At 68.0% G+C, this 18309-nt stretch carries 18 protein-coding genes; 11 read left to right on the top strand and 7 right to left on the bottom strand.

Features of this window, described 5'->3' with window-relative positions:
* Window positions 1–189 precede the first annotated feature (189 nt).
* From QZM67_RS13695 to QZM67_RS13685, 3 genes are all read left to right on the top strand, one after another.
* The gene (locus QZM67_RS13695) at window positions 190–1137 is read left to right on the top strand and encodes a LysR family transcriptional regulator (protein WP_043178535.1); all 948 of its coding nucleotides are present in this window, start codon (window positions 190–192) and stop codon (window positions 1135–1137) included.
* A gap of 39 nt (window positions 1138–1176) precedes the next feature.
* Window positions 1177–1653 carry a hypothetical protein gene (locus tag QZM67_RS13690; RefSeq protein ID WP_301803925.1) on the top strand — a complete coding sequence of 159 codons (477 nt, stop codon included), beginning with the start codon at window positions 1177–1179 and terminating at the stop codon, window positions 1651–1653.
* A 703-nt stretch (window positions 1654–2356) separates the two neighbouring features.
* Window positions 2357–3985: an NADP-dependent glyceraldehyde-3-phosphate dehydrogenase gene (locus tag QZM67_RS13685; protein ID WP_043178538.1), complete on the top strand. Its 1629-nt coding sequence runs from the start codon at window positions 2357–2359 to the stop codon at window positions 3983–3985.
* Between the two features lie 68 nt (window positions 3986–4053).
* Here the strand turns inward: QZM67_RS13685 and QZM67_RS13680 are convergent, their stop codons facing one another.
* Together QZM67_RS13680 and QZM67_RS13675 are read right to left on the bottom strand one after the other, a co-directional pair.
* Window positions 4054–5220 (bottom strand): Xaa-Pro peptidase family protein, encoded by a 1167-nt coding sequence (locus QZM67_RS13680; protein ID WP_301803923.1) that lies wholly within the window; start codon window positions 5218–5220, stop codon window positions 4054–4056.
* Window positions 5221–5352: 132 nt separating this feature from the next.
* Window positions 5353–6681, bottom strand: coding sequence for an MFS transporter (locus QZM67_RS13675; protein WP_301803921.1), 1329 nt, complete (start codon window positions 6679–6681; stop codon window positions 5353–5355).
* 269 nt (window positions 6682–6950) lie between these two features.
* Here QZM67_RS13675 and QZM67_RS13670 point away from each other — a divergent pair, with 269 nt between their 5' ends.
* Window positions 6951–7919: a LysR family transcriptional regulator gene (locus tag QZM67_RS13670; RefSeq protein ID WP_301803919.1), complete on the top strand. Its 969-nt coding sequence runs from the start codon at window positions 6951–6953 to the stop codon at window positions 7917–7919.
* 18 nt (window positions 7920–7937) lie between these two features.
* Here QZM67_RS13670 and QZM67_RS13665 read toward each other — a convergent pair whose 3' ends face one another.
* The gene (locus QZM67_RS13665) at window positions 7938–8570 is read right to left on the bottom strand and encodes a LysE family translocator (RefSeq protein WP_175022371.1); all 633 of its coding nucleotides are present in this window, start codon (window positions 8568–8570) and stop codon (window positions 7938–7940) included.
* Between the two features lie 599 nt (window positions 8571–9169).
* On the opposite strand from QZM67_RS13665, the gene QZM67_RS13660 reads away from it, so the two are divergent.
* The 7 genes from QZM67_RS13660 (at window position 9170) to QZM67_RS13630 (ending at window position 15379) form a co-directional block, all read left to right on the top strand.
* A complete protein-coding gene (locus QZM67_RS13660; RefSeq protein WP_021162626.1) occupies window positions 9170–9493 on the top strand; it encodes a hypothetical protein in 324 nt (107 codons plus the stop codon).
* Window positions 9494–9581: 88 nt separating this feature from the next.
* Window positions 9582–9815 (top strand): hypothetical protein, encoded by a 234-nt coding sequence (locus tag QZM67_RS13655; protein WP_301803918.1) that lies wholly within the window; start codon window positions 9582–9584, stop codon window positions 9813–9815.
* Window positions 9812–10357 (top strand): hypothetical protein, encoded by a 546-nt coding sequence (locus QZM67_RS13650; protein ID WP_301803917.1) that lies wholly within the window; start codon window positions 9812–9814, stop codon window positions 10355–10357. Before QZM67_RS13655 ends, QZM67_RS13650 begins: the two co-directional genes overlap by 4 nt.
* A gap of 104 nt (window positions 10358–10461) precedes the next feature.
* A complete protein-coding gene (locus QZM67_RS13645) occupies window positions 10462–10947 on the top strand; it encodes a hypothetical protein (RefSeq protein ID WP_175022374.1) in 486 nt (161 codons plus the stop codon).
* Window positions 10948–11189: 242 nt separating this feature from the next.
* A complete protein-coding gene (locus QZM67_RS13640) occupies window positions 11190–12662 on the top strand; it encodes a PepSY domain-containing protein (protein WP_301803914.1) in 1473 nt (490 codons plus the stop codon).
* A 38-nt stretch (window positions 12663–12700) separates the two neighbouring features.
* Window positions 12701–14818, top strand: coding sequence for a TonB-dependent siderophore receptor (locus tag QZM67_RS13635; RefSeq protein ID WP_301803912.1), 2118 nt, complete (start codon window positions 12701–12703; stop codon window positions 14816–14818).
* A gap of 111 nt (window positions 14819–14929) precedes the next feature.
* Window positions 14930–15379, top strand: coding sequence for a hypothetical protein (locus tag QZM67_RS13630; RefSeq protein ID WP_175022377.1), 450 nt, complete (start codon window positions 14930–14932; stop codon window positions 15377–15379).
* A 124-nt stretch (window positions 15380–15503) separates the two neighbouring features.
* Here the strand turns inward: QZM67_RS13630 and QZM67_RS13625 are convergent, their stop codons facing one another.
* The 4 genes from QZM67_RS13625 to QZM67_RS13610 all read right to left on the bottom strand — a co-directional run bounded on the left by QZM67_RS13625 (window position 15504) and on the right by QZM67_RS13610 (window position 18304).
* Window positions 15504–15812: a DUF6587 family protein gene (locus tag QZM67_RS13625; protein WP_301803909.1), complete on the bottom strand. Its 309-nt coding sequence runs from the start codon at window positions 15810–15812 to the stop codon at window positions 15504–15506.
* Window positions 15809–17668, bottom strand: a complete 1860-nt coding sequence (locus tag QZM67_RS13620) for a ferrous iron transporter B (protein ID WP_301803907.1) — start codon at window positions 17666–17668, stop codon at window positions 15809–15811. Before QZM67_RS13620 ends, QZM67_RS13625 begins: the two co-directional genes overlap by 4 nt.
* Window positions 17665–17916 carry a FeoA family protein gene (locus QZM67_RS13615; RefSeq protein WP_031402528.1) on the bottom strand — a complete coding sequence of 84 codons (252 nt, stop codon included), beginning with the start codon at window positions 17914–17916 and terminating at the stop codon, window positions 17665–17667. The genes QZM67_RS13620 and QZM67_RS13615 overlap by 4 nt, the downstream gene beginning before the upstream one ends.
* Window positions 17917–18082: 166 nt before the next feature.
* The gene (locus tag QZM67_RS13610; RefSeq protein ID WP_301803905.1) at window positions 18083–18304 is read right to left on the bottom strand and encodes a hypothetical protein; all 222 of its coding nucleotides are present in this window, start codon (window positions 18302–18304) and stop codon (window positions 18083–18085) included.
* Window positions 18305–18309 lie beyond the last annotated feature (5 nt).

Genomic DNA, 18309 nt, shown 5'->3' with positions numbered 1-18309 from the left:
GCCGGCAACTCGTTGGCCGGCTGCCCTGCGGGCGCCTGGCCTTGCGTGGGGAGCATTATTCAAAGGGTTGCAGCCGGGCGTAAAGCGAGATTAAATTGATATGTGATGAGTTTTTGGAATTATCAGCCGCCCCCTGCTCCGCCCTCCGCCTTGTGCCGTGTGGGCTGATCGTCAGACGAATCGAACATCATGCGTAAATTCAAGATCCCCAACATGGGCGCGCTCGTGGCTTTCGAAGCCGCCGCGCGCCACGAGAGCTTCACGCACGCGGCCAAGGAGCTGTTCCTGACCGAAAGCGCGGTATCGCGCCAGATCGCGACGCTCGAAGCAAGCCTCGGCGTGCGGCTGTTCGCGCGTGTGAAGCAGCGCGTCGTGCTGACGCGCGCCGGCAAGCTGTACGGCACGCAGGTGCGGCGCGCGCTGGAGACGCTCGACCGCGACACGCTGTCGATCATCGCGCACGGCAGCGGCGGCGGCTACCTGGAGCTGGCGGTGCTGCCGACCTTCGCGTCGCACTGGCTGATTCCGCGCATCAAGAGCTTCTACGACCGCACGCCCGACGTGCGCGTGAACATGGGCAGCCGCACCGACCTGTTCTCGTTCGAGGACACCCACTTCGAGGCCGCGATCCACTACGGCAAGCCGACCTGGCCCGGCACATCGTCCGACTACCTGTTCGGCGAGGAAGTCGTGCCGATCTGCTCGCCCGCGCTGCTCGACGGGCCCGTCGAGCGTGTCGAGGATCTACTTGCGTACCCGCTGCTGCACTCGACGACGCGCCCCGGCGCGTGGGCGCAGTGGTTCGAGACGCACGGCGTCGAGGACATCCGCACGATGCAGGGCGTGCGCTACGAGTTGCACACGATGCTGATCAGCGCGGCCGCGGCCGGGCTCGGCGTCGCGCTCGTGCCGAAATTCTTCGTCGAGGAACAGTTGCAGCAGCTCGGCCTCGTCGTGCCGTGCGACGCGGCGACCGTCGGCGATTCCGCGTACTACCTCGTGTATCCGACGGAGCTCAGCCACAGCAAGCCGCTGGAGCTGTTTCGCGGCTGGCTGCTCGAGCAGGCGAGCGCGTATGCGTCGCCGGATTTCGACGCGGATGACGGCGAGATGGTGGACGACGAGGACGTCGAGTAACGGCGCGGTCGCGCCGGCGTCATGGCGCGGTGGCGTCGCATGCGTGTCGCGTCGGCCGGCCGTCACCACCTTCACCAGCCGCGCGCGATCGGGCGCTTCCAGCCCCGGGCACACGGTGTCCAGCGCGCGGATCACGACCGTTGCGCGCCCGTCGAAGCGGCATACGCCGTCGGGCTGCGCGGCGGGGAGCCGCAGTCCGCGCAGCGCATCGCGCTGGTTCGTGAAGACGATCACGCCCGCGCGTTGCGAGCGGTCCGGCAAGCGCCGCGCCGATGCCTCGTCCTCTTCGAACCATACGTCCGACCCGATCGATTCGTCGCCGTAGTCGAGCGCGTAACGGCCCGACAGCGTGATCGCCCGGCCGACATGCACCGGATGGCATTCGGGTTCGGCGTCGGCCGGCGCAGGCTGCGCGCCCGCCGCGGCCGCGCCGCACGCCAGCAGCAACACGCCCAGCGCGCGGGCGCAGCCGGTCAGGGTCGACACATCAAGCGCTTTGCGGATCATGGGCAGTGAGGTGCGGGGCATCGTGACGAAGACCCGCATTGTCGCGCAGCGCGTGCATTGCAGCAGGTGCCGCGTCATCGTGGCAGACGGCATACGCAGGCCGTGCGCGGCAGCGACGATCCGTACGATCGGGGGAATTCGGGGGCTAGCGGCGATCGGCCGCGTGCCATGCTTCGCGCCGCACCGGCCGGACGGAAACCGAAGCCGGGCACACGACCACGCTGAAAAGGGAGAGGAATCGCGAAGGATCCGTTGAAGCCGGCGGGGCACATCGGGTCCGGTACGCGCCGGACCGGGCAACCCCGACCCGGCGCTCCGGGCAGCCGACCTCGCATCGGCAGCGCGGCGGACCGACTGCTGTTCTTCACTACGTATGCTCTCAGGTTCACTGCATTTTTTTCTTCGCCGCGCTGCGCCATTATCCGCGTAATCCGGCCCAAGGGAAACGTTTGCGCGTGCTCCGCGCGCGTTATACCGCCCATTCGGCAATAGTCTTTCCAAATGCTTACGGCGCATGCGTCATCGTTCGGCAAATCTTGCATTCGGCTCGGCGTTCCTTTTTAATGGAACTGGTTCCAATCCTTGATTCGGCCATGCCGATGCGTGACGCTCCGTCGTCCGCGCGTCATGATGCCGATTCAGGATCGAGGATCGCTCAGCTCAGGATTCGCATCGCCCGTCCTTCCCGGACACCCCGTCAAACGAGACCGTCATGCCCGATTCCGCCTCCCTGCAGCAGTTGTTTCCCGCCTTTCAGGACATCCCCGCCGAGTACCGGCTGACTTCGCCGATCCACCAGCGCGTGTCGCTCGTCGACGGCGCATTGCGGCCGTGGGACGGCGCGACCAAGACCGTGCTGTCGCCCGTGTGCGTCCGGCAGGCGGACGGCAGCGTCGAGCAAGTCGAAATCGGCAGCTACCCGGTGATGGGCGAAACGGAAAGCGACGCGGCGCTGGACGCCGCGGTGCGCGCGTACGACGCCGGCCGCGGCGAGTGGCCGACGATGAAGGTCGAGCAGCGCATCGCGTGCATGCAGGATTTCATCAAACGGATGGTCGCGCAGCGCGAGCTGGTGGTGAACCTGATCATGTGGGAGATCGGCAAGAGCCTCGCCGATTCGCAGAAGGAGTTCGACCGCACCGTCACGTACATGACGCAGACGATCGACGCGCTGAAGGAGCTCGACAACGCGAATTCGCGCTTCGTGATCGCGGAAGGCACGATCGGCCAGATCCGCCGCACGCCGCTCGGTGTCGTGCTGTGCATGGGCCCGTACAACTATCCGCTGAACGAGACCTTCGCGACGCTGATCCCCGCGCTGCTGATGGGCAACACCGTGGTGTTCAAGCCGCCTCAGTACGGCACGCTGCTGTTCGAGCCGCTGCTCGAAGCATTCCGCGACGCGTTCCCGAAGGGCGTGATCAACACGATCTACGCGCCGGGCGCGGTGGTCGTGCCGCACATGCTCGCGTCGGGCAAGATCAACGTGCTCGCGCTGATCGGGTCGAGCAAGGTGGCCGATCACCTGAAGAAGCAGCACCCGAAGTCGCACCGGCTGCGCGCGATCCTCGGCCTCGACGCGAAGAACGCGGCGATCGTGCTGCCCGACGCCGATCTCGACCTCACCGTGAAGGAATGCCTGCTCGGCGCGCTGTCGTTCAACGGCCAGCGCTGCACCGCGCTGAAGATGCTGCTCGTGCACCGCTCGATCGTCGACGAGTTCCTGAAGCGCTTCACCGCCGCGCTCGAACAGCTGAAGATCGGCATGCCGTGGGAGAAGGGCGTCAGCATCACGCCGCTGCCGGGCATGCATCGCACCGCCTACATGACGGACGCGATCGACGACGCAAAGGCCAAGGGCGCGCAGGTCGTCAACCATTCGGGCGGCGAGTTCAGCAAGACGCTGTTCTATCCGGCCGTCGTGTATCCGGTATCGGAAGGGATGAAGCTGTATCGCGAGGAACAGTTCGGGCCGATCATCCCGGTCGCGCCGTTCGACGACGTCGACACCGCGCTCGACTACGTGACGACGTCGGATCACGGCCAGCAGGTCAGCATCTTCGGTTCCGATCCGGCGCAGATCGGCGCGCTCGTCGATCCGCTCGTGAACCAGGTGTGCCGCGTGAACATCAACTGCCAGTGCCAGCGCGGGCCCGACGTGTTCCCGTTCGCGGGCCGCAAGGATTCGGCGGAAGGCACGCTGTCGGTGAGCGACGCGCTGCGCGCGTTCTCGATCCGCTCGATGGTCGCGGCAAAGCAGACCGACAGCAGCAAGCAGCTGCTCGATTCGATCGTGTCGGATCACTACTCGAAGTTCATCAATACGGGCTTCATTTTCTGAAGCGAAGCGTTCGTGAAAAAAGCCGCCGCACACGCCCGTGCAGCGGCTTTTTTTGCACCTGCGCGTCACTACGCCCGAACCGGGAACGTCAACGCGTCGAGATCGAGCGGCCCGCCGGTCAGCTGAACCGGGCCTTCATCGCCGATCAGCACCGTATCGGAATGACGGAAGCCGCCGACACCCTCGATATAGATGCCCGGCTCGATCGTCAGGCACATTCCCTTCTCGATCGGCCGGTCGTCGCCTTCGGCAAAGAACGGCGCCTCGTGCGCGGTGACACCCATCCCGTGCCCCGTCCGGTGCAGCAGCCGGTCGCCCATCCCCGCGCGGCGGAAATAGTCGTTGACCTTGCGATCGACGTCGCTCAGCAACGCGCCGGGCGTCGCCGCATCGAACGCCAGCCGGCGCCCTTCCGACATCACGTCGAACGCGCGGCGCGCCGCGTCGGGCACGTGGCCGAGGAAGAAGGTCCGCTCGACTTCCGCGCCGTAGCCGTTCATCACCGCATTGACGATCGACACGTGCGGGCCGCCCTCCTCCATCCGCATGTCGATGTTGCTGAAGTTGTGCGGATCGTGCGACACGCTGGCCGGTTGGAACACCGCGACGATCCGCGTGGCCGACGGGTTCAGCGACGGATCGTCGCCCAGCAGCCGCTGCATGATGAAGCCGCGAACGCGCGACGACATCTCCGCCATCCCGAGGCCCGGGCGTGCTTCGCTCAGCAGCAGGTTGTGCGCGTCGGTGGCGATCCCGCACGCATACACGTGGCGGCCGATCTCGTAGTCGGACTTGATCATCCGGACATCGTCGATGATGTCGATGCACACGCGCTCGCCCGGCGTCTGCGCATAGACCTGCAACGGACACACCGACTCGACGCCGACGCGTTCGCCCGGCCCGAACAGCGCCTTGAAGCGGTCGCTCCATTCGCGACCGGCCGGCGCCGGGAATTCGAAGTACGGAATCATCTCGAGTTCGCCGATCGAGCGCGTCCGCACATGCGGCTGCTCGAGCTGCGGCACGACGAACTGCGGCGGCCCGCTGCGCGAAATGACCAGCACGAACGGCCGCTCATGGACGATGTTCGCGAAGTTCGTCAGGTAGTAGATGTTGTCCGGCGAAAACGCCACGTAGCGATCGAGGCCGGCTTCCGCCATGCGTGCACGCACGCGGTCGAGGCGTCCTTTGAGTTCCGCCTCGCTGGGCGGCGCGAAGGTGGGGGTGAATTTCATGCGGGACTTCTCCTGTTGAGGGTGAGGGAGCGGCCGCACAGACCGGTCATTTCGATGCCACCACTCCAGTACGCTTAATTCTTTCGTTATCCTGCATTTCACAGAAACAAACGGCGACTGAATCCGGTTCGCTTATTCGTGCGGCATGCGTCGGAACCCGACCAGCGCGACCAGGCTCACGACCGACATCGCGACGATGTACAGCGCGGGCGACGCCTTGTTGTGCGTGGTCGCGATCAGCCACGTGACGATCAGCGGTGAAAAGCCGCCGAAGACCGTCGTCGGGATGTTGTACGACACCGCGAGCCCGGTGCTGCGCACCGCGGCCGGGAACGCCCGCGCCGACAGCGCGGGCACCAGCCCGACGAGCACGCCCATCGGTGCGGCGGCGGCGGCCTGCATGATCAGCAGGTTGCGCAGCGAAGGGCTCGCAATGACCCACATATAGAGCGGCAGCGTAATCGCAGAAAGCACGACGATCGCGGCGGCGACCATCGCGACCGGCCGGCGCCAGACGTCGCCGATCAGGCCAGCGAGCGGCGCGATCGCCACCATCACGATGCCTGCGACCGTCGTGCTCATGAACGGCGCGGACATCGGCAACCCGAGCTGCTTCACCGCGAACGTCGGCATGTAGATCAGATACATGTAGAACGCAGCGGTACTGACGATCGTCACGCCGATCGCCGCGAGGAACGACGCGAGGTGCTCGCCGAACAGGCGCTTGAGCACCTGTGCGACCGGCAGCGCTTCGCCGTGCACGAACGCATCGGTTTCCGACACGCTCCTGCGGATGTAGAAGCCGACCGGGCCGATCAGCAGGCCGACCACGAACGGCACGCGCCAGCCCCAGCTTTCGAGCTGAGGCTGGCTGAGCGACGTCGTCAGGATCGTGCCGATCGTGCCGCCCAGCACGATGGCCAGCATCGTGCTCGACATCTGCAGGCTCACGAAGAAATGGCGTCGATGCGGCGGCGCCTTTTCCGCGAGGAACGCGACGGTGCTGCCGAATTCGCCCGATGCCGCGAAGCCCTGCACGAGCCGCGCCAGCACGAGGATCGTCGCGCCGAGCCAGCCGGCCTGCGCATACGGCGGCGCCACCGCGATCGCGGCCGTGCCGGCCAGCATCAGCCAGATCGTGACGGACATCGCCGCCTTGCGGCCGTACCGGTCGCCGTACAGCCCGAGCACGACACTGCCGAGCGGCCGCACGACGAACCCCACGCCGAAGGTCGCCGTCGCGAGCAACAGCGACCCGACCTGCCCGGCCACCGGGAAAAACAGCTTCGCGATCACGCTGGCGAAATAGCCGTAGATCACGAAGTCGAACCATTCGAGCGCGTTGCCTGCCGCGGCCGCCGCGACGTCGCGCATCGTGCCTGCCCGCGCAGACGGCTGCGCCGCAGCCGAAAGGCGATCGAGCGCCAGGGTGCCGGCCGGATTCACTGCATCCTCTTTCATCGTCTGTCTCCTCCATCTGCTGGCTGCAGTGGTTTCGTGCTCATGTTCGATGCGCACCGTTACCGCGTCCAACGGATTTCCGGAATATGATCATCACCAACGTGAATAATGGTGTGCGCCGTCGCGCGGCTTCGTTGCGTCGTCAGGCCGGCGCGCCACAAGGGCAAACGCGCGTTGCCCGAACGGTCCGCCGACCGGACACTGGCCGCCACGACGTTCCGGTTCCCGCGCCGCGCACGGGAGGCCGGCACTCAAACGGGAGAGGTGCGATGAAGGATGTGTTCCGCCAGCTCGACCTCAACCTGCTGCGCGTGTTCGCGGCATTGATGGCCGAAGGCAACGTCACGCGCGCCGCCGAGCGGCTGGCGCTTTCACAGTCGGCGGTCAGCAATGCGCTGCGCAGGCTGCGCGAATCGCTCGACGACGTGCTGTTCGAGAAGACCGTCTCGGGTGTGCGGCCGACCGCGCGTGCGCGCGAGCTGTGGTCGGCGGTCCAGCCGCACTTCGACGCATTGAAGCAGGCGATCTCGCCCGACCAGTTCGACCCGCAGGAACATCGGGGCACCTTCACGATCGCGATGTCGGACTACTCGGTCGAACGCATCATGCCGCGCCTCGCGCAATACATGGGCACGCATGCGCCATCGATGCGGATCGAGCTCACGCCGTTCAGCGTCGCCGACCTGCCGGGCATGTTCGACCGTGGCGGCGTCGACCTCGCGATCGGCGGCTACCTGAACGACTCGAGCCCGAGCAACGGCGTGCGCACGCACGAGATGTGGCCGATCCACTGGAGCTGCCTGATGCGCAAGGATCACCCGCTCGCCAAGGGGCCGCTCACGCTGAAACGCTTCCTCGCGGCGCGGCATCTCGACGTCGGGTTTTCCGGCATGCGGGTGCCGGTGTACGACAGCCTGCTCTCGGCGCATGGCCTGCAGCGCAATCTCGTCCTCACGCTGAATGCGTACTCGCCCGCGCTGGCGATCATCCGGGAGTCGGATTTCATCGGCGTGCTGCCGACCACGCTGCTCGATCTGTCGATCCATGAAAAGCAACTGGTGTCGCGCCAACCGCCGGTGCGCATGCCCGCGCGGCCTTACTGCGTGATCTGGCATCAACGCTGGGACAGCCATCCCGCGCACCGCTGGCTCCGACAGACGATCGTGTCGCTGTTCACGCGCCCGGCGGAGCAGCCGGGCAGCACGGCGCGCCCGGCCACCCGGCGCGCCGCCCGCTAGATGCGCGGGCGTGCCGCCTTAGACGTTCGACACCAGCAGCCTGATCCCCGCGACGCCGAACACGACGGCGAGGCACGCTTCCATCGCGCGCCGGCCGCGCACGTACAGCCGGCGCGCGCCGTCCATCGAGAACACGAGCGCATAGCCGCCGAACACCAGGCACCCGATCGCAAGGCAGCCCGGCACGACCGCGCCATGCGACGCACCCGCGCCGTTCGACGACAGCGCGACGATCGACACCCACACGAGGATCGCTTTCGGATTGGTCAGGTGCAGCATCGCGCCGCGCACATAGAAGCGCGAGAGCCGCTGCTCGCCCGCCGCGTTCAGCGACGCTGCCGCGTTGCCCGACAGCGCCGTGCGCCCCGACTTGAACGCGAGCCACAGCAGGTACACCCCGCCGAAGAGCTTGATCGCGACCAGCAGCTTCGACCACGCCAGCAGCGCGGCCGACACGCCGAGCGCCGCCACCGTCGCCCAGAACATCGACCCGGAAATGACGCCGAGCGCGAACGCGAGCGCCGCCTTGCGGCCCTGGTTCGCGGCGACCGACATGATCGCGAGATTGCTCGGCCCGGGGCTGGCCGTACCGATGAAATAGGCGGTGTAGGCCAGCAACAGGTTGGCCGAGAAGAAGGCGTGGACGCTCATGTCGAACCTCGCAGGGATGATCGGGAGATTGTTGGCAAACGCGCGCCGCCTGCCCATGGACAATTGGCCGGTAATTCGCTGGGCCAGTTGCCAGTTGGGCGGTCGCGCAACCGGATCGCCGCCGGCGAATCCGTCTCGGTTTTGAAACACTCGTCACATTCCCCTGCGGTTTTTGCCGACCCTGGCGGCCGTCCCGTCCCACCGCGTCCGGCCGGCCGAACGCTTGGCAGGCGCAGGCGGCACGCACGGGCCGCCTCGTTTCGTCGATCCGGCGAGGCACGCGCCGCGCAATTTATCCCGCCGTTACGTTACATCCGTGAAGCATTTCGCCTCGCCGCACCGCCCGCCGTACCCGACATGCATCGCGCCGCGCATGTCGATGGCCGCCTCGATCACCTCCGCTCCCCAGTATCGGCGGGACTCGCCGCCGCGCGCCGCAGCGCGGCTCAGCCCTGCTCGACAATGGTCTCGCGGCGCTGGTACGGAACCTGCATTCCATTCGGGGGACAGCCGCGCCGTTCATCGCGCGGACACGAATCCACCCTCGGGCGCACCCACCGGATACGCCCGATCGATCCGCGCAAGCAACGAGGCCCTTCATGGATGCGCTGCCCAATTCGTCCGACACGTCGTTCCAGCTCTTTCTCGCGAAGCTGCTCGAACAGCCGTTGCCCGACTGGACCGAAAAACAGCAGATGGAACTCGAGATGGCGCGCTCGCTGTCCACCGAAATGGTCCACCTCGCCGAGGACATGCGCGGCCGCACGCCCGATCTGGCGCGCTGCCTCGTGCTGCTCCGCTACGCGAAGGTGCTCGACTTCATGCTGACGTCGCTCGCCGCGCACCGCGACATTCATCCGCAGACGCTGCGCACGCTGTTCCGGCTCGCGAACCTGAAAGTCGACGATGCGTATCCGGCCTGAGCCGGCACCACGCAGCGGCTGCCGCGGGCGGCAAGCGCGGCCACGGCAGCCCTGCCCGATCCGCGCGCATGCCCGATGACCTCGCCGCATGAGCATCAGGAACCGGAAATCCCGGCTGGCCGGCGCACTCGGCGTGTTCATGAAGCGCTACGGGCGCAAGGCGCAGAAGCATCACGACCCGAACGACCGCCGCTACGATCACGACGTCGAGCGCACGATGCTGCGCTTGTCGCCGGCCGACCTCTCCGATCTGCTGGCCGACGATGACGCCAGCGCGGATGACGCCGAGGCCGGTTTCGCCGAGGTGAGACGCACGCCGTGAACGCTGCCGACTTCGACCGGATCTGGCCGGCCATCTGCGAAACCCCGGCCTGGTCCGTGACGAAAGGCCAGGGCAGCTTTCTCACGTTCGAATTCGGGCAACCCGCGCTGCATGTCAGGGAGCCGATCGCCGGCTCGCGCGGCCTGTCCGCGGCGGCACGCGACAGGCTCGCGTCGCGGCACGTGACGGTCACCGGCAACGGGCATCTGTGGATCTGCTACTGCCATTGGTCGATCGCGCTCGACGGTCACGAGCTCGCGCACAGCGAATCCCGGTCCGGCGACATCGCGGCTGCCGCGCAACGTCTCGACGGGCAGATCCTGCAATCGGTCGCGCCGCGTGCCCAGCCGGGTTCGTGGGCGTTCGACTTCGACCTCGGCGGCCAGTTGACGACCTGGCCCTACGGTGACGACCCGGCGGACGAACAGTGGCACCTCTACGACCGGCGCTCGGGCAACGTGCTGACCGCCCGCGCGGACGGCACCTGGTCGTACGGCCCGGCGAACGCGCCGCCCGGCAGCGAATCGTGCAGTTCCGACTAGCCGCCGCCGACACGCCCGTTCGGCTGCTACAGCACGCCGGGCCGATGCCGCGCATCAGCGTGACGACCGGCCCCGCCCCGCAAACGGAGGTACAATCGCGCGCCATGAACGCACTTCGCCGCTTCCTGCTCCGGCACGGTGTCGCGCGACAGCTTCTGTGGGGATTCCTCCTCGTGACGCTGCTGTCCCGTGCGCTGATGTCGGGTGCCGTGATGCTCGATCCGGAAGGTCCGGATGCGGGCTCGGTGGTGCTGTGTTCGGGCCGCGGCCCGCTGATCGTCAACGTGGCCGCGCTGGCAGTCCGTTTCGATGCCGGCGCGCCGATCACACCGGCCAACGATGCGCTGGCGCTCGCCGATGCGCTCAAGCATGACGCGCATGCCGACAACACGGCATCGTCCGGAAACGGCGACAGCCTGTGCGCATTCGGTGCCGCGCTGTTCACGGCGCTGGCGTCGTTCGTATTGCTGGTGTTGCTGTTTCCCGCCGCCGCGCCGCGGCGCTTCCGGATTCACTTCGACAGTATTCCCTTCGTGCGATCGATCTTCGACGATCGCCCACCTTCCCGCGCGCCTCCTCTGTTCTGCTGACGGTTCCGCCCAGCGGCTCGTGCACGTCGATGTGCATGGGCCTGCACGCCATTCGTCTCATACGACCTGATTCAAGCGTTCACCCGCCTGCCCGCATCGCGCGGGCGACGCCGTCATGCGCCCCGCCTGCGCGTGGCGCCGCGCCGCCCGTTCCATCGATGCGCGCTGGCGGGCGCGACGCACGTTGACGTCCGCCGGCCCGCGCCGGCGTGGCCGCTCAACGAACACGAGGAGCTGACACCATGTCGACCACCGTCGAGCGGGCCATCTCGCCCGCCCAATCCGCCCAATCCGCCCACGCCGGCTACCGGACGCTCTGGCGCTGGCACTTCTATGCCGGCCTGTTCGTCATGCCGTTCCTGGTGGTCCTCGCGATCACCGGAACGCTCTATTGCTTCCAGCCGCAGATCGAGCCGTTGCTGTATCCGCACCGGCTCGTCGTCGAGCCGCGTGCCACGCCGCGACTCGATCCCGACGCGCTGCTCGCGAACGCGCGCACCGCGATGCCGGCCGGCGCGACGCCGGTTTCCATGCAGGTCTCGACCGCGCCGGACCGCAGCGCCGAATACGTGTTCCGGCTGCGCGACGGCAGCCGCGAGAGCGTGTACGTGAACCCGTACGACGGCAGCGTGCTCGGCACGCTGAGCGTCGAGAACCGCTTCATGCAGATCGACCGGATGCTGCATCGCAAGCTGCTGCTCGGCAAGACGGGCGAACTGCTGATGGAGCTCGCCGCGTGCTGGACCTTCGTGATGATCGGCACCGGCATCGCGCTGTGGTGGCCACGAGGCGCTGCGCGCGTCGGGCAGGCGCTGCGCCCCGACCTGTCGCTGCGCGGCCGACCGCTGTGGAAGAACATTCACGCGACGGCCGGCATCTGGCTCGCGGCCGGCACGGTGGCATTCATCCTGACGGGGCTGCCGTGGTCGGGCTCGTGGGGCAAGAACTTCAAGGCGCTGGCCGCGACCGTGAACCTCGGCGCGCCGGAAGGCGCATGGGGCGGCGGGTCGGTGCGCTCGACCCGCCCGGGTGCCGCTACGGCGCCCGCGCCGGCCCAGGCCGCGGCGCCGGCCGGCCATCACCACGCATCCGGCGAATCGATGCCGGGAATGGTGATGGACGACCTGCCGTTGCCGCAAACGCCGTGGGCAGTCGGCAACGTGCCCGTCCCGCATTCGCCGTCGGCACCGACGCCGGCACCGCTGCCGCCGGCCCGCGCGATCGCGATCGTCGCGGGCCTCGGCGTGACGAGCGGCTACACGCTCGCGCTGCCGTCCGGCGCGGACGGCGTGTTCACCGCGTCGTACTTCCCGGACGACCCGAAGGCCGAGCGGACGATCTACATCGACCAGTACAGCGGGGCCGTCCTGAAGGACATCCGCTATGAGGACTACGGCGCGGTCTCGCGGGCCGTGTCGTACGGCACGTCGCTGCACATGGGCCGCTACTTCGGGTTGGCGAACCAGATCGTCTGCGCGGTGCTGTCGCTCGGGCTCGCCGCGATGGCCGTCACGGGTACCGTGATGTGGTGGAAGCGCCGCCCGGCCCGCAAATTGGGCGCGCCGTCGCGCGAGCGCGGTGCGCCGCCGATGCGCGGCTGGATCTCGGGGCTCGTGCTGCTTGGCGTCGTCTTTCCGCTGATGGGCGCGACGATCGTCGCGGTCTGGTTGGTCGACCGCCTGCTGTTCGGCCGTGCGGCACGCGCGGCAGCGTGATCGCGAAGCGATTCCACCGATTCGAAGGATAACGAAACATGAAGTTCAGATTGATGCTGCCCGCCGCGTTGCTCGCGGCCTTCGCGCCGGCCGGGCAGGCACAGGAAAGCGACGCCGGAAGCACCGGCACCACGCTCGCACCGATTCGCGTCAACGCCCGGAAGGCGACGCCGCTCACGCAACCGCTCGACACCGGCAGCCGTCTCGGGCTGTCGTCGCTCGAAACGCCCGCGAGCGTCGAGCAGCTCGACCGCAAGACGCTCGACACGCGCGGCGACAGTTCGATCGTCGACGCGGTGAGCCGCGCCACCGGCATCAGCGCATCGCCGCATCCCGGCAACGGCGGCTCGGAGCTCGGCGCGCGCGGCTTCGTCGGCGCGTCGTCGGTCACGCAGCTCTATGACGGCCTGCGCCCGTACGGCGCGATCGGCATCACCTTTCCGTTCGACACGTGGTCGGTCGACCATATCGACGTGCTGCGTGGCCCGGCTTCGGTGATCTACGGCGAAGGCGCGATCGGCGGTGTCGTCAACATCGTGCCGAAGAAGCCGACGCGCGGCGCGATCCAGAACGAGCTGCAGGTCGGCGGCGGCACCGAGGGCACGGCGCGGGCCGCGTTCGGCAGCGGCGGCGCGATCAACGACAAGCTGTCGTACCGCTTCGACATCAGCGGCAACCGCTCGTCGAACTGGGTCGACCGCGGCAATTCGCGCAACCTGTCGATCTCCGGCGCGCTGCGCTACGACGTGACAGCCGACTTGTACGTGACGGCGTCGTATGCGCAGGGCTTCCAGCATCCGATGCAGTATTTCGGCGTGCCGCTCGTCAACGGCGCACGCGATCGCGCGCTCGACAAGAAGAACTACAACGTCGGCGACAGCGACATCGCGTTCCGCGACAGCTGGGCGACGGTGTCGGCGAACTGGCAGCCGAGCGACAGCCTGAACGTGACGAGCACGCTGTACCGGATGAAGAGCAACCGTCACTGGAAGGATGCCGAGTACTACACGTACCTGCCGTCGACCGCGCAAGTGCGGCGCAGCAGCTACACGGAGATCTTCCACGACCAGGAGCAGTACGGCAACGTGACGGCGGCCACCGTGAGCAGCGCGCTGCTCGGGATGCGCAACACGTTCTCGGCGGGCTTCGAGTTCAATCACACGACGTTCCAGCACGACAACGACTCACCGTATTCGGGCACGTCGACGGTCGATCCGTTCAACTTCGATCCGGGCAGCTTCATCAACACGGCCGGCACCTATCCGAAGTACCGCAGCCAGTCGAACCAGTACGCGCTGTTCGCCGAGAACCGGCTGGAGATCACGCCGCGCTGGTCGGTGATCGGCGGGCTGCGCTACGACCACGCGAGCGTGAACCGCGACGATCTCGTGAACGGTGGCGCGTTCACGAAGGTGTTCGCGAACACGGGTTGGCGCATCGGCACCGTGTACGACGTGCAGCCCGGCCTCGCGGTATACGGCCAGTATTCGGTCGCGGCCGATCCGATCAGCTCGCTGCTGTCGCTGAATGCGTCGAAGGCGAACTTCACGCTCGCGACCGGCCGGCAGATCGAGATCGGCGTGAAGCAGTCGTTCCTCGGCGGCAAGGCGGAATGGACGCTGGCCGCCTACCGGATCGTGAAGAGCAATCTCCTGACGGCCGATCCGCTGAATCCGAACCAGTCGATCCAGGTCGGCCAGCAGTCGTCGCGCGGGCTCGAGGCGACGGTCGGCGCGGAGATCGCGAAGGACTGGCGCGTCGACGCGAACGTGTCGATCCTGCGCGCGAAATATGACGACTTCCAGCAGACCTCCGGCGGCACGACGGTCTCGCGCGCGGGCAACGTGCCGATATCGGTGCCGCAGCGGCTCGCGAACCTGTGGGTGAGCTGGCGCTTCGCGCCGGACTGGACGGGCATCGCGGGCGTCAAGTACGTCGGCAAGCGCTTCGCCGACACCGCGAACCAGCTCGTGATGCCGTCGTACACCACCGTCGACCTCGGCCTCGCGTGGAAGCCGCGCAAGGACACGACGATCACCGCGCGCGCCTACAACGTGTTCAACCGGCGCTTCGTGCAGTCCGCGTACTACAACGAGACGCAGTACCTGCTCGGCAACGACCGGCGGCTCGAAGTGCTCGCGAACTACCGGTTCTGACGCCGCGCGACCCCGCCCCACGCCCGCGCGGCCGATCCGCCGCGGCGGACGAGCGAGCGGGCGGGCCGGGTCGCCCCGCGGACACGTTCAATCGAAACAGGAGAATGCCGGATGGCTACGATGGCGTGGCACTACACGGTCATGCTGCACTTCGAGTCGATCATCATGAGCGAAGTGATCATGCCGAACGCGCTCGACATGGCGCCCGAAGCGAAACCCGTCGCCTGGTTCTCGCGCAATCCCCACTGGGAGAAGATGGCCAACCGGCGGGCGATCGATCCCGTGACCGGCGATCGCGTGACATTGACGATGTGGCAGACGCGGCAGGCCGGCGGCGGGCTGGTGCGCTTCGGAATCGATGCGACGAAGCTGCTTCACGACCAGACGCTCTGGCAGCGCGCGCGTGTCGATGATGCGGCGCGCGACGCGCTCGTCACGGAGGGGGTGCGGCAGGGTGCCGACCCGCTCGAGTGGTGCGGATCGGTGAAGCCGGTGCCGGTCGAGCGGCTCGTCATCGAGTCGCTCGACGATACGTACCGGTGGCAGGCGTTCAAATGGTAGGCGGCCGCCGTGCAGCCGACGCGTTGCGCGTGCTATCGCGACGGCCGGCTCCGCCGGAACTCGACGAGGAATGCGATAGCCAGACCGTTGCCTGACCGGGCTATCGTGATCCTCGCCGCGCCCTTCAGTCTCTCACGCGCGAATGGAACCTGAGCGGCTGTTCGTCCGACGGCGCGGGTGCGCCGCCGGTGTCGCAGGCGCCGCAGGTGCTGCAGCCGTCGCCGCAACCGGCGCTCGCGGCCGCCGAGCCCGGCATCAGGCGCGTGCCGAGCCAGCGCAGCGCGCGCGGCCGGCCCGGCCGAGACAAGGCGAGCGCGGCGGCGCGCTGACCGCGCGCCGCCAATTTCGGCGCGAGCTTGCGGAACATGAAGAGCGCGCTGGCGGCGACCAGCACCGCGATCGCCGCGTATTGCCAGGCAAGGGCCGCGCTCATGTCAGCGCCCGCGCGATCTGGTAGGTGACGAACGACGCGGCATACGCCATTACGAACATGTAGCTGAACGAGATCGCGACGTTGCGCCACGAACCCGTCTCGCGGCGAATCACCGCGAGCGTCGACATGCATTGCGGCGCGAATGCAAACCAGGCCAGCAGCGACAGCGCGCTGGCGACCGAGAAGTTGGCGGCGAGTGCGTGGCCGACGCTCGCGATGTCGGCGTCGCCGCCGCTCACCGCGTAGACCGTCGCAAGCGCCGCGACAGCGGTTTCGCGCGCGGCGAACGCGGGGATCAGCGACAGGCTGATCTGCCAGTTGAAGCCGAGCGGAGCGAACACGTATTGCAGGCCGCGTCCCATGTAGCCGGCGAACGAATAGTCGATCGCGGGGCCGACCGCGCCGGCCGGCGGCGACGGGAACGTCGAGATGAACCACATCAGCACGGTCAGCGCGAGAATCACGCCGGTCAGCCGCTTCATGAAGATCGAGCCGCGCTCCCACAGGCCGATCGCCACGTCACGCAGGCGCGGCAGGCGATACGACGGCAGCTCCATCAGCAACGCGTGCTCGCCCTGCGGGCCGCGCACCTTCTTCATGATCCAGCCCACCAGCATCGCGCCGCCGATGCCTGCCGCGTACAGCACGAACAGCACGACGCCCTGCAGGTTGAAGATGCCCAGCACGCGCTGCGACGGGATGAACGCGCCGATCAGCAGCGCGTACACCGGCAGGCGCGCCGAGCATGTCATCAGCGGCGCGACGAGGATGGTCGCGAGCCGGTCGCGCGGGTCGGTGATGCTGCGGGTGCCGAGCACGCCGGGAATCGCACACGCGAAGCTCGACAGCAGCGGAATGAACGAGCGGCCGGTGAGCCCGACCGACACCATCATCCGGTCGAGCAGGAACGCGGCACGCGGCAGGTAGCCCGACTCCTCCAGCACCAGGATGAACAGGAACAGCACCAGGATTTCCGGCAGAAAGCCGAGCACGGTGCCGAGGCCGCCGATCAGCCCGTCGGTGACGAGGCCGCGCAGCGGCCCGTCCGGCAGGTGCGCGCCAGCCAGTGTGCCGAGCCACCCGAAGCCGTCGCCGATCGCGTCGGTAATCGGCTTGCCGATCGAATACACGGCCTGGAACACCAGGAACATCACGGCCGCGAGAATCACGAGCCCGAACACCGGATGCAGCGCCCAGCGATCGATTCGATCGTCGCGGATGTCGGTGGCGCGCGGCATCACGACGGCGGCCGCGAGCAGCGCGCGCACGCGCGTGTGGATCGCATCGGGATCGGCCGCGTCGACCGAGGCCGGCTGGCCAGCCGGTGCCGCGGGCGGGTTCGCGACGGCGCGGTCGAGCACGTCGACGAGCCGGCTCGCGCCGCCGCGCCGCACGGCCACCGTCTGCACGATCTGCACGCCCAGCTCCCGCGCCAGCACGTCGACGTCGATCCTGATGCCGCGGCGTTCGGCCGCGTCCATCATGTTCAGCGCCAGCACGACCGGCCGGCCGAGGCGCTGCACTTCGAGCACGAAGCGCAGGTGCAGGCGCAGGTTGGTCGCATCCGCCACGCACACCACGAGATCGGGCGGCGCTTCGCCCGGGTGACGGCCGAGCAGCACATCGCGCGTGATGCGCTCGTCGGGGCTCGTCGAATCGAAGCTGTACGCGCCCGGCAGGTCGAGCACCTGGATCTGCCGGCCCGACGGCCCGACAAAACGTCCCACCTTGCGCTCGACGGTGACGCCGGCATAGTTCGCGACCTTCTGCCGGCCGCCGGTCAGCTGGTTGAACAGCGCGGTCTTGCCGCAATTGGGGTTGCCGACCAGCGCAATACGCAATGCCGTGGCGCTCATGACTGGCCGCCCTCCTGCACGCTCACGCTGACACGCTCCGCTTCGGCGCGGCGCAGCGCGAAGCGGGTCGAGCCGACCTGGATCAGCAGCGGATCGGCGCCCCACGGCCCGCGCGCCACGACGCGTACCGGCTCGCCGCGCACGAAGCCGAGATCGCGCAGGCGCTGGGCGATGGGGTCGTCGGGCCGCGCGTCGTCGACATGGTCGACCAAGGCCGGCGTGTGTTGGGTCAGATTCGAGAGGCGCATGGCGGGGAGAACGCTACGGAAGAAAAATGAAAATCGTTCTCATTATAAGTGGCCGGGGACAATCACGACGCGAAGGTCGGCCCGAACCTGTTCGACCGCGAGGTGCAATGACTGTGAGGCAGGCCCCGGCGCGAGGCCCCGGCTGGGTGCGGCCACGGACGCCGCCTCAGGGCGAGCCGGCGGTCGGCGCTGTCTGGCCGAGCACTGCGGCGAGCACGAGCGCCGCGAACATGACGGCGGCCTCGGCGCAGAGCACTGCGTCGAAGTGCCGCTGCGCGGCGGGACAACCGGGATCGTGCTGTTCAGCGCGCATATGCAGCGCAGGCAGCACGACCATCCGGTTCCAGCCGCCGAGCAGCGGCGCGCACGCGAGCGGGGCCGCGAGCACGCGGA

It is taken from the genome of Burkholderia sp. AU45251 (assembly GCF_030482905.1).
Lineage (GTDB): Bacteria > Pseudomonadota > Gammaproteobacteria > Burkholderiales > Burkholderiaceae > Burkholderia > Burkholderia aenigmatica.
This window is presented reverse-complemented; position numbering and strand designations above follow the sequence as displayed.

Bases quoted from the DNA above. Each gene is read 5' to 3' on its own strand.
- QZM67_RS13695 (WP_043178535.1), top strand. From the start codon at position 190: ATGCGTAAATTCAAGATCCCCAACATGGGCGCGCTCGTGGCTTTCGAA.
- QZM67_RS13690 (WP_301803925.1), top strand. From the start codon at position 1,177: ATGCGTGTCGCGTCGGCCGGCCGTCACCACCTTCACCAGCCGCGCGCG.
- QZM67_RS13685 (WP_043178538.1), top strand. From the start codon at position 2,357: ATGCCCGATTCCGCCTCCCTGCAGCAGTTGTTTCCCGCCTTTCAGGAC.
- QZM67_RS13680 (WP_301803923.1), bottom strand. From the start codon at position 5,220: ATGAAATTCACCCCCACCTTCGCGCCGCCCAGCGAGGCGGAACTCAAA.
- QZM67_RS13675 (WP_301803921.1), bottom strand. From the start codon at position 6,681: ATGAAAGAGGATGCAGTGAATCCGGCCGGCACCCTGGCGCTCGATCGC.
- QZM67_RS13670 (WP_301803919.1), top strand. From the start codon at position 6,951: ATGAAGGATGTGTTCCGCCAGCTCGACCTCAACCTGCTGCGCGTGTTC.
- QZM67_RS13665 (WP_175022371.1), bottom strand. From the start codon at position 8,570: ATGAGCGTCCACGCCTTCTTCTCGGCCAACCTGTTGCTGGCCTACACC.
- QZM67_RS13660 (WP_021162626.1), top strand. From the start codon at position 9,170: ATGGATGCGCTGCCCAATTCGTCCGACACGTCGTTCCAGCTCTTTCTC.
- QZM67_RS13655 (WP_301803918.1), top strand. From the start codon at position 9,582: ATGAGCATCAGGAACCGGAAATCCCGGCTGGCCGGCGCACTCGGCGTG.
- QZM67_RS13645 (WP_175022374.1), top strand. From the start codon at position 10,462: ATGAACGCACTTCGCCGCTTCCTGCTCCGGCACGGTGTCGCGCGACAG.
- QZM67_RS13640 (WP_301803914.1), top strand. From the start codon at position 11,190: ATGTCGACCACCGTCGAGCGGGCCATCTCGCCCGCCCAATCCGCCCAA.
- QZM67_RS13635 (WP_301803912.1), top strand. From the start codon at position 12,701: ATGAAGTTCAGATTGATGCTGCCCGCCGCGTTGCTCGCGGCCTTCGCG.
- QZM67_RS13630 (WP_175022377.1), top strand. From the start codon at position 14,930: ATGGCTACGATGGCGTGGCACTACACGGTCATGCTGCACTTCGAGTCG.
- QZM67_RS13625 (WP_301803909.1), bottom strand. From the start codon at position 15,812: ATGAGCGCGGCCCTTGCCTGGCAATACGCGGCGATCGCGGTGCTGGTC.
- QZM67_RS13620 (WP_301803907.1), bottom strand. From the start codon at position 17,668: ATGAGCGCCACGGCATTGCGTATTGCGCTGGTCGGCAACCCCAATTGC.
- QZM67_RS13615 (WP_031402528.1), bottom strand. From the start codon at position 17,916: ATGCGCCTCTCGAATCTGACCCAACACACGCCGGCCTTGGTCGACCAT.